The sequence below is a fragment of the Pontibacter sp. HJ8 genome, from assembly GCF_054824225.1.
In genome coordinates this window covers 1-9,733 of sequence record NZ_JSYF01000439.1, presented here as the reverse complement: position 1 = coordinate 9,733, position 9,733 = coordinate 1, and the positions used below count along the sequence as shown (strand labels likewise).

The 9,733-nt window shown below is 52.3% G+C and carries 10 protein-coding genes; 4 read left to right on the top strand and 6 right to left on the bottom strand.

Annotated elements, in window-relative coordinates; translation table 11 throughout:
• Nucleotides 1-227: 227 nt before the first annotated feature.
• The 3 genes from OB13_RS17275 to OB13_RS17265 all read right to left on the bottom strand — a co-directional run bounded on the left by OB13_RS17275 (nt 228) and on the right by OB13_RS17265 (nt 3,420).
• Nucleotides 228-1,652, bottom strand: coding sequence for a M20/M25/M40 family metallo-hydrolase (locus OB13_RS17275; protein ID WP_461491430.1), 1,425 nt, complete (start codon nt 1,650-1,652; stop codon nt 228-230).
• A gap of 102 nt (nt 1,653-1,754) precedes the next feature.
• Entirely contained in the window at nt 1,755-2,750 is a 996-nt protein-coding gene (locus tag OB13_RS17270; RefSeq protein WP_461491429.1) for a DUF1028 domain-containing protein, read from the bottom strand.
• Between the two features lie 244 nt (nt 2,751-2,994).
• Nucleotides 2,995-3,420, bottom strand: coding sequence for a DUF1493 family protein (locus OB13_RS17265; protein ID WP_461491428.1), 426 nt, complete (start codon nt 3,418-3,420; stop codon nt 2,995-2,997).
• 248 nt (nt 3,421-3,668) lie between these two features.
• Between OB13_RS17265 and OB13_RS17260 the strand changes: the two genes are divergently transcribed.
• Both OB13_RS17260 and OB13_RS17255 read left to right on the top strand, forming a co-directional pair.
• Nucleotides 3,669-4,493 carry an NYN domain-containing protein gene (locus OB13_RS17260; RefSeq protein WP_461491427.1) on the top strand — a complete coding sequence of 275 codons (825 nt, stop codon included), beginning with the start codon at nt 3,669-3,671 and terminating at the stop codon, nt 4,491-4,493.
• Nucleotides 4,494-4,635: 142 nt separating this feature from the next.
• Nucleotides 4,636-5,493, top strand: coding sequence for a dienelactone hydrolase family protein (locus OB13_RS17255; protein ID WP_461491426.1), 858 nt, complete (start codon nt 4,636-4,638; stop codon nt 5,491-5,493).
• A 119-nt stretch (nt 5,494-5,612) separates the two neighbouring features.
• Here OB13_RS17255 and OB13_RS17250 read toward each other — a convergent pair whose 3' ends face one another.
• Nucleotides 5,613-6,206 (bottom strand): porin family protein, encoded by a 594-nt coding sequence (locus tag OB13_RS17250; protein ID WP_461491425.1) that lies wholly within the window; start codon nt 6,204-6,206, stop codon nt 5,613-5,615.
• A 229-nt stretch (nt 6,207-6,435) separates the two neighbouring features.
• Here OB13_RS17250 and OB13_RS17245 point away from each other — a divergent pair, with 229 nt between their 5' ends.
• Nucleotides 6,436-7,002 carry a GNAT family N-acetyltransferase gene (locus OB13_RS17245; protein WP_461491424.1) on the top strand — a complete coding sequence of 189 codons (567 nt, stop codon included), beginning with the start codon at nt 6,436-6,438 and terminating at the stop codon, nt 7,000-7,002.
• 1 nt (nt 7,003) lies between these two features.
• Here OB13_RS17245 and OB13_RS17240 read toward each other — a convergent pair whose 3' ends face one another.
• The gene (locus tag OB13_RS17240) at nt 7,004-8,083 is read right to left on the bottom strand and encodes an AI-2E family transporter (RefSeq protein ID WP_461491423.1); all 1,080 of its coding nucleotides are present in this window, start codon (nt 8,081-8,083) and stop codon (nt 7,004-7,006) included.
• A 94-nt stretch (nt 8,084-8,177) separates the two neighbouring features.
• On the opposite strand from OB13_RS17240, the gene OB13_RS17235 reads away from it, so the two are divergent.
• Nucleotides 8,178-9,512, top strand: a complete 1,335-nt coding sequence (locus OB13_RS17235; RefSeq protein WP_461491422.1) for a M20/M25/M40 family metallo-hydrolase — start codon at nt 8,178-8,180, stop codon at nt 9,510-9,512.
• Nucleotides 9,513-9,535: 23 nt separating this feature from the next.
• Here OB13_RS17235 and OB13_RS17230 read toward each other — a convergent pair.
• Nucleotides 9,536-9,733: hypothetical protein (locus OB13_RS17230; protein WP_461491421.1), on the bottom strand; the 198-nt coding region annotated here is incomplete at its 5' end.

The following is a 9,733-nucleotide window of genomic DNA, read 5'->3' as shown; positions in this document are numbered from 1 at the left end:
CTCTTCGGGATTTCCCAATCCCGAAGCCAAGCTGGAGGGGATATCCTTATCCCCGTGGGCAGGTATACCCTAGTCTGTAATCCCGCAACAGGCTGGAGGTATAGGTAATAGACCCAGACACTCGCGGGAGCTGCGCACGCTGCGAGGTCTGTAGAACGAATATCAAACAAAAAAGCCTGCCCTGGTCTATACCAGGGCAGGCTTCTCCATTTTCAGATCTATTCAGATTACTTCACCGCTTCCGCGCCGTTGCCATCCAGACCATATTCCGAGATCAGGTATACCAATGCGGCCATAGAAGCAGCACCTAGTTGCATTTCGCGGCGGTTCACGGTTTCGAATGTATCGATGTGCGTATGGTGATAATCGAAGTAGCGCTGGGAATCGGGTTTGAAGCCGATGAGGGCTACCGTTCCCTGGCCTTTGAGCGGGCCGATGTCAGCTCCTCCGCCGCCACGTGCCAGGTCGTGGAGGCCGTAGGGCGTTAACAAGGATTTCCAGGTGAGGACCTTGGCATACTGCGAATCATTTCCGTCTATCCCGAAGCCGCGTGGGGTAAAACCACCGGCGTCAGATTCCAGCGCAGCCACGTGCTTTTCGCCTTTGGCTTTGGCTTCTTCGGCATACTTACGTCCGCCGCGCAGTCCGTTTTCTTCATTCATGAACATCACGGCACGGATCGTACGCTTCGGGCGTATACCCTGCTCTTTGAACAGGCGCAGCACCTCAATAGACTGTACACAACCGGTACCGTCGTCATGCGCGCCTTCACCCACATCCCACGAATCGAGGTGGCCACCCACTACGATGATCTCATCGGGCTTCTCAGATCCTTTTATCTCCCCGATCACATTGTAAGACAGCACATCAGGGCGCGTCTCGCAGGTCATGCGCATGTAAAACTTCAGGTCGGCATCGTCTTTAAGCAAAGCACTTAGCTGTTCGGCTCCTTTGGTGCTGATGGCCGCCGCCGGAATCTTCTCCACGCCTTCCTCATAGCGGGTATTGCCGGTATGGGCCACGTCCTGGATGTCGTTGGTCATGGAGCGTACCAGCACGGCCACTGCGCCGAGTTTGGCAGCTGCCACCGGGCCACCTCCTCGTTGGTCTACCGCGCCGCCATAAGCCGACCCTGTATTCACGTGGGTATTATCAAAAGGGCGGTTGAAGAATACGATCTTGCCCTTTACCTTCTTTTTTCCGAGCTTCTCAAGCTCTTCAAAGTTCTTCACCTCAATTACCTGGGCGCTCAGCCCCTGTGCGCCGGTACCCACCGAGCTGCCCAAGGCCAGTATATTCACATCCACGCCCCCGTTTCTGCCGCTCAGTATGCGGGCAACTTCCTTGTCGCCGCGCACCCAGTAAGGCACCATCACTTCCTGCAGGTATACGCGGTCCAGGCCCATCTTTTCCATGACCTGGCGGCTCCACTCCACAGCTGCAGCAGCCTGTGGCGATCCGCTAAGGCGTGCCCCGATGTTCTTGGTGAGGTAGCGCAGGTTCTCATAGCTCTCGTAGCTGGTCAGTGCGTTGTCATAAAATTTCCGGATGGTAACGGAATCCGTTGCGTGGTTTTGCTGCGCTGTGGCGGGTAGGGCAGCCAACATAGCGGCTCCTGCAACCCAGGCGCGTAGTTTGTGTTTAAGTAACATCTTAGGGTGAATAATGCTTGTAAGGTTTGTGTAGATTCGTTTGGGCTTTAATTTAAGAAATCATTTTGAGGTATAGACAACTATGCTCAGAAAACACGGTTTCTACTGCACCTTCAACACCTTCTGCAGGTCCTGCGGCGAGAGCGTCAGCAAGCCTACTTCCGGGAGGCGATCGGTCAGTTCTTTCCAGTTCTTGTCTTTCTTGTATACCTCTTTGAGCAGTTTGATGGCTCCGTTGACATCGCCGTTGTTGGCCAGCGTGATGGCGTGCCAGTACTTCATTTCCAGGTTATCGGGGAACATGGTTTCGGCTTTGCCATACTCTTCCATGGCCTTCTCCATCTCTCCTTTCTCCACTGCCAGATCGCCGTTGTTCATGTGCTCGTAGGCGCGGTATACCTTGAGCAGGCGCGCCAGCTCATCCAGCGGCTTTTCGTGATCATCCACCCGCAGGTCGATGGTTTTGTCATCCCAGGGAGCGTCCGTCGCTTTTCCGCGCACCACCATTAGGACGGCAGACTGCTTGCCACGGATATCACCGCCTTCTCTTTCGGCAGCCTGCATCGCGATCAGCACACGCTCTGCCAGGGGCTTGCCCGCGCTGGTCTCGAAGGCCTTGGCCATGGCCGGCCATACCTTGTCGGTGAGCATCATGTTGGCCTGCACCGAAAAATCTTTGCCGATGGTATGCCCGGCATACCGGATACACTGTTTGCCGGTATGCGTGGCCACGCGTCCCTGCACATCCATGATGGATACCTGCCGCACTTCGCGCCCCTCATCATCGGCCAATAGAATGTCAAGCGCTTCCTGTGGCGACTTGCCCGCTTTGAGCAGCTCCAGGCCACGCAATCCAAACGATTTGTTGACAAAAGACTGGGTTGCCACTACGCCTACACCTGCCTCTACCCAGGGCACGGCCGTACCAACCGAAAACCAGTGGCTCTGCACGCCTACGGCCATTTCTCCGGTTTTGGCATCGCGGGCGACTATCGAGTAGGTATGGGCAAGCGGTTCATCCTTTTTATACACTTGCGCCTGTGCTGAAAAATGTGTCACGATCAGGAAGAAAGTTAGTATGTATAATGCATTTTTCATGGTGAGTACAGCGTTTGAGAAGATACAGTTGTGCTTCGTTTACTATTAATCTGCATTAAAGTATTACTCACATACCACTGACACAGTTTAGTTTACAGCTTCATTGGTTGCAACTATTTTCTAATGATTCCCCTGATTATAAAAGGCATAGTCTAGTCTTTAACCATTTCCATCATAAAAGCACTCGTTCTTGGTATTCCCTAAGGAATCATAGGCCTTAGCTATCACTTACCTCTTAATTCATTTAACTCGCACACTTCTTTACTCCAACGATGATAGCGAACACTATAACCAATAATCCAATTGCTTGATCGATGTACAAATCAACCCTATGTTTAGGTAGTTTATGATACGGGTATTGTACATCCCACCTGTCATTAGTGGCCGCTTCAGCGAGCAAAGCAGGAGTTACAGGAATTCTAGTCACTCGTTTATAGGGTGGTGCAAAGAAACAACCTCCTATACTCCAAAAGCCTCCTTCTTCATCTGCATGAAAATACCATAAATACTGGTCCATTTTTACAGAAGATCTCTCAGCGAACTTCTGCATCATTTCATGAAAATCATCGCCCACAACACCAATGTCATGGAAGATATCTGAATCAGGCTCTATCTCTTTTGCCCCTGTTACTTCTTTCAGAAAAATGATGACTTCATCTACTGTATACATTTCACGTTCTGCGTCATTTTTTATTTCAATCCAAATAACTGAAAACTAAGCTTAACATCGCTGCAGGATAGAACCTGTTTGAATAGATCTTTAGCATACTAAATTTAAAAGAGTTAAATTACATCCCAATATAATCATTCTCCCCATATATAGGGGTTTCCCTACCTTCTTACAACCCATCCCCAAATCATCAGTATACATTAAAAAAACAGCGCCTTCCGGTACAGAAAACTCCGGGGCAATCCATTATGAACAAACCCTTCAACGAGAATAAACAACAACGCATGGCCATGCTGATAGATGGCGACAATGCACAGCCCGCCCTTATCGTCAAAATACTGGCTGAGGCAGGCAAGTACGGCCAGGCCACCATCCGCCGCATTTACGGGGACTGGACCACACCGCAAATGAACGGCTGGAAAGAGTGCCTGAACAACCACGCCATCCAGCCCATCCAGCAGTTCCGCTATACAGTAGGCAAAAATGCCACCGACAGCGCCATGATCATCGACGCCATGGACCTGCTGCACAGCCAGTTAGTGGATGGTTTCTGCATTGTATCGTCGGACAGCGACTACACCCGCCTGGCCACCCGCATTCGCGAAGCCGGCATCTTTGTGATGGGAATCGGACAGCGCAAAACGCCCAAGCCCTTCGTGAATGCCTGTAATATCTTTATCTATACCGAAAACCTGACCGACGATATTGATGAGAAGCAGATAGCCGTTGCCGACAAAAGCGCACCAAACGGCAGTGAAAACCCACGCCCAAACCCGGTGCCTATGTTGAAGGAAGCCTTCACAATGGCCGTAGGAGAAGACGGCTGGGCCCATCTGGGCGCCATCGGTACCAGCCTGCGTACGCTTGACCCGGCCTTCGACCCCCGCACCTTTGGCTACAGCCAGCTCATACAACTCATCAAGGCACACAAAGACCTGTTCACAATCCGGAAAGAAGACGACAAAGGCTCTTCGGCGGTATATGTCAAAAAGCGCAGCAGCAGCAACAGCAGGCACCGCAAGCCTGCCAAGGAAGCGGCTATACCCAAAGAGAAGTTTCCTGCTGCCAAATAGAGCACAGCTATACCTGCCAAAGCAAAGCAGCCTTTTTCCGCCAGGTCCGGAGGAAGGCTGCTTTTATTTTTGGATTTCTTTCTTTCAAGGCAACACCAAAATTCATTAACTTGCATTATACCAACACACTAACTATACCACTATGAAAAAATTATCTTTACTGATGGCGCTTTGCCTGCTGCTGTTTCAGGCAGCCCTGGCACAGGAAAAAATGTCCTGCTGCGTAAAACCAACGTCTGTTGAGCCGACGACACAGTTTGCTATGCTGGCCAGCAACAAATCCTTTGCAGAGAAGCATGAGAATCCGCTTCCGTTCACGCTGCAGAACAAAGCCGGCAAGAAAATCACCTATAAAACGCCCGACGGGAAAACGGCCACCGCCTATGAAATCAAAGCGGCCAAACAAACGGACGACTACCTGTTTGTGATACACGAGTGGTGGGGCCTCAACGACTACATCATGCAGGAAGCAGAACGCCTGTCACGGGAGGTAGGCAATGTGAACGTGATCGCGCTTGACCTCTACGACGGCAAGGTGGCTAAAGAGCGGGAACAGGCCATGCAGTATGTGCAGGCCGTGGACAATGAACGGGCCAAGTCCATCATCAAGGGAGCGATAACCTATGCCGGCCCGGAAGCCGACATCGCTACCATAGGCTGGTGCTTTGGCGGTGGCTGGTCCTTACAGGCAGCGCTGCTGGCCGGCGACAAGGCAGAAGCGGCGGTGATGTACTACGGCATGCCGGAGCGCGATGTGGCACGTCTCAAACAGCTGGAGGCTCCGGTGCTGGGCATATTTGCAGAGCAGGATGAGTCCATCACCCCGGAGATCGTGCGGGACTTTGAAGCAAAAATGAACGAGGCCGGAAAAGACGTGACCATCAAGATGTATGACGCTGTGCACGCCTTTGCCAACCCAAGCAACCCGAAATACGACAAAGCAGCGGCCGAAGATGCCCACAAACTGGCCGTAGCCTTTATCCGGGAACACCTGGATTAAAGCTCCGGCCCAGCCAACCCATAAAAAAGCCTGAAGCAGCTGCCGAGTGCTCCTTCAGGCTTTCCTGTGAGGTGGCCAGGTATAGAACAGGTATAGCACGCTACGTGCGAGGCATTTGGCTACAGGCTAAAGCCAAGTGTAAGCGAGAAATTCCGGTATTTACCATCGGCATCGTCATCATTAAACACTTTGCTGATGCCATGGTGGTACATCAGGTCGATTTCTATAATCCGTAGCACCGCGATGCCAATGCCGCCACTCACTGAAAACTGCGCTTTCCGGATGTCGCGGCGCTCTATGTCCAGGTTGTTGTCCTTCACTCCCAGCGCGTAGTTGAAAGCAGGCCCCGCCATAAAGCGCAGGCGGGATATGCCCGCTCCTTCGTAGTCCGTTTCCAGGCCAACCTGTACGGGAGCACGCAGGTAGCGCACGGTGAAAACATCCCGCTCACCGGGCCGGGGCTGTACCAACCGCTCCAGCGTAACTTTATTGCTAACCAAGTCAAGCCCTGTCTGTATGTAGAGGCCTTCTCCAATCCTGGCGAAAACGCCAAACTCGGCGCCCACCCCAGCGTCGCTGTCCACTATGGTAGGATCATCGCTGATGCTGGCCAGGGTAATACCTGCTTTGGCGCCCAACCGGAGGTCCTCGTTCTGTGCCTGAGCCGTGAAAACGGTAAAAATAAAGAAGAGTAACAGTGTAAAGTTTTTCATACGCATGTGGTTGTTAGGTTAGATTTCGTTCCGGCAGCTTCTGCCTCTTAAAAACTACTCAAGTCTCTGATATAAACTTAATTACGAGTATAAACAGAATAAGAAGTTTACTTGTTTAAATACGAATAAAACGTGCTTTCGGGCTGTTTCTGTCGTGCATGCTATACCTGGTGCAGACCAGCCATCAGTTAGCCCGCTACGTTTATCAAAAAGATAACCTGTTTTGACTATGAAATCCGCTACGGCAACACCAGCCATTCCCATTGCCTCTGACCTGGCACTTTATGAAGCGAAGGAAGCAGACGCAGCCGCTATTTATAACCTGATCAACAGCAGCCGGCTATACCTGCGCGAGTGGCTTCCTTTTATTGACTACAGCTATTCCGTTGCCGACACCGAAATGTTCCTGCGCTCGGTCACAGCGCCCGGCAACATGCAGGACAAGGTATACACCATCCGTTACCAGGACCAGGTGGCCGGCATCATTGGCTTCAAGACGATAGACAGGATAAACAGCAAACTGGAGATCGGCTACTGGCAGGGCGAAGCCTACCAGGGCAAAGGCATCATGATCCGGTCCTGTGAGGCTTTGCTGACCTACGCTTTTGAGCACATGCACATGAACCGAATTCAGATCAAGGTAGGTATAGGCAACGCCAAGAGCAGCGCTATACCTAAAAAGCTTGGCTTCAGCCTCGAAGGTATAGAGCGTGACGGGGAATGGATCCGGGATAAATTTATTGACCTGGAAGTATACAGCCTCCTGAAGCGGGAATGGGAAAAGCAGAAAGCCTGACTTAGGTTTTCCGGCGCCTGCCCAGCTTTGACCTGGCCTGCGGCTTGCCGGTTGCCAGCAGCAGCGACACCGCCTTCATTTCTTCGTTCTTATCGGCGATGAGCTTCAGGATTGCCAGGAAAGGCACAAACAGGATCATGCCGGAGGCACCCCACAGAATGCCTCCTGCCACAATGGCCAGCAGCGTGAAGAGCATATTGACCTGCAACCGGAAACTGACGGCCATCGGAAAGATCAGATTCGCCTCCAGGTACTGCACAACAGAGAACACGATGATCACCCCCAGCGGATACCACACGGAGTCGTAGGTGATCCAGGCGATCGTCATGGGCAGGATCGCACCTATCGTGATCCCGACATAAGGTATAAAGGTCAGGATAGAGGCTACTACCCCAAAAAAGATAGCGTGCGGTATACCCAGTAGCAGCAAGCCCACGCTGTTGAGCAGCCCGACGACCCCGTACACGATGATCATCCCTTTGATAAAATTATAATAGGTCGTGATGGTTTCGTGCAGAATACTGCGGATGTTGTGATGCTCTGCCTTCGGGAACATGGAATAAAGAGCGGCGGCCAGTTGCTCCCGGTTATAGAGTATGAGCGCAGCATACAAGGGGATGAGCAGCACCAGCACCACCGAGACGGCAGAGGCATACAACACACTCTGCACCAGATTGAACAGGGTAGCGGTCGCGTCATTCACCAGCCCTTCGATCCAGTTTATTTGTTGCACATCGTCAATCCCGAACTGTTGTTCCAGGTATAGGCTCAGCTTATTCCAGGCACGCAGCAGTTTTTCCTGCAACACAGGCCACTCCTGCCCGAAGCTGACCACCTGCCGCACCAGCAGCCAGCCCAGCACGCCCGCGCCCGCCAGCAGCAGCAGCAGGCAGAAGAGTATGGCTCCCCATCGGGACCAGCCTTTGTTCTCCAGCCACTGCACGATCGGGTACAACACAAAGCTGATGAGCAGCGAGAAACTGAGCGGAACAAATAGCGTACGCCCAAAGTATAACAGCACCGACACGAGCAGCGTGTACTGCAGCAACTTTAGCCAGTTGACTTTGGGGCTCTTCTCCATATTTCAGTATATTGGAACGCCGGTTAGCAGGCACATTCCTGTAGCAAGCACATGATCGTATCAATATTCCTAAAAATTTCTCAAATTCCTAATTGTGAACATCCCTAAAACCCTGAACCGGAGAAAGTTGCTGGTGGCCGCATTTTCCTTGTTCTTCAGCATGCCCCTGGCAGCACAGGACCTTTCTGTCATCAGCCAGCAGGAGGCCAGCCGCATCCTGCAAACCCTCAGTGCCGACAATATGCAGGGCCGCGCCCCTTTCACGCCCGGCATCGAAAAAGCAGCTGATTTTATAGAAGAAGAATTTCACGAGGCAGGCCTCACCCCCCTTCAGGGCAGCAGTTCCAGCCAGGCACCTTCTTACAGGCAAACCTTCTATGTCTACAGGCTCAAGCCCAAGCAAAAAGAGGTAAAACTGGGCGGCAAAGCCATCGCACCTGAGCATGTCTTTTTCAACAGTGCCTTTGAGCAGATCAACTGGAAGCAGAAAGATAAGATCCAGGTGATAAACATCAAGGAAGGTGACAATTTCCGGACAGCCTACCTGGAAGCCAATGCCAACGAGCAGGACGCGCTGGTACTCGTTCACCCGAGCCATTCGGAGGCCTTTGCGATGTACAGAAACCGCCTGGAGCGTGGCACGCTCAAAAAAGAGATCGGCAAGGGCAGCAGCAAGGTATACCTGCTCACGAGCCAGCGCACGCCCAAAAAGTATGAAATAAAATTTGAGAACACAGTGGAGCGACTGGAGCTGTCGAATGTGGTAGGGATGATTGAGGGCAAGCGCAAGAACGAATTTGTAGTCTTCTCGGGCCATTACGACCACATTGGTTTGCAAAAGCCTGTGGAAGGTGATAGCGTCGCCAATGGCGCGGATGATGATGCTTCGGGCACGACGGCGATGATGCTGCTGGCTCGCTACTACAAGCAGCAGCCGCAGCCGGAGCGCACCCTTATCTTTGCAGCCTTTACGGCCGAGGAGATCGGAGGCCATGGCTCCCGGTACTTTTCGGAGCAGCTCAACCCGGACCAGATCGTGGCCATGTTTAACATTGAAATGGTGGGCAAGCCGTCCAAGTTTGGTCCCAACAGCGCCTACCTGACCGGCTTCGACAAGTCGGACATGGGCCTGCTGCTACAGAAGCGCCTCGAAAAGACCGCTTACAGCATCCACCCGGATCCCTACCCGGACCAGAACCTGTTTTACCGCTCCGACAACGCTACCCTGGCCCGCCTCGGCGTGCCGGCGCATACCATCTCTTCCGTTGAGATAGACCGGGACAAGAGTTACCATACCGTCGATGATGAATTCGAACTGCTGGATATGCCCCACTTCACCAGCATGATCCGGGCGATCGCCCTCGCTTCCCAAGGTATAGTTTCAGGAGAGGATACTCCTAAGCGGGTGGATAAGGCATTGGTGAAGTAAGAAGTATTTGAGGCTGTTGCTATTTAGTTTTTACTGGTTATACAAGCGTTGTTGTATAGATTCGGCTGGCCAGTAGAGCTTTCTTTTTCCAGGTATACCGCCAGTTTGAGCGCAGCGGTAACTTGTGGTTGTTTGTGAGGCCAGTTTGTAACTGGCGGAGTTGCTGTTTTAGGTATAGCAACCTGGCGTTGTTTCATCGCTTCGCCTGGCCGGCGGGGCCT

Excerpts from the sequence above, each read along its gene's own strand:
- OB13_RS17275 (WP_461491430.1), bottom strand. The coding sequence starts at position 1,652 with ATGTTACTTAAACACAAACTACGCGCCTGGGTTGCAGGAGCCGCTATG.
- OB13_RS17270 (WP_461491429.1), bottom strand. The coding sequence starts at position 2,750 with ATGAAAAATGCATTATACATACTAACTTTCTTCCTGATCGTGACACAT.
- OB13_RS17265 (WP_461491428.1), bottom strand. The coding sequence starts at position 3,420 with ATGTATACAGTAGATGAAGTCATCATTTTTCTGAAAGAAGTAACAGGG.
- OB13_RS17260 (WP_461491427.1), top strand. The coding sequence starts at position 3,669 with ATGAACAAACCCTTCAACGAGAATAAACAACAACGCATGGCCATGCTG.
- OB13_RS17255 (WP_461491426.1), top strand. The coding sequence starts at position 4,636 with ATGAAAAAATTATCTTTACTGATGGCGCTTTGCCTGCTGCTGTTTCAG.
- OB13_RS17250 (WP_461491425.1), bottom strand. The coding sequence starts at position 6,206 with ATGAAAAACTTTACACTGTTACTCTTCTTTATTTTTACCGTTTTCACG.
- OB13_RS17245 (WP_461491424.1), top strand. The coding sequence starts at position 6,436 with ATGAAATCCGCTACGGCAACACCAGCCATTCCCATTGCCTCTGACCTG.
- OB13_RS17240 (WP_461491423.1), bottom strand. The coding sequence starts at position 8,083 with ATGGAGAAGAGCCCCAAAGTCAACTGGCTAAAGTTGCTGCAGTACACG.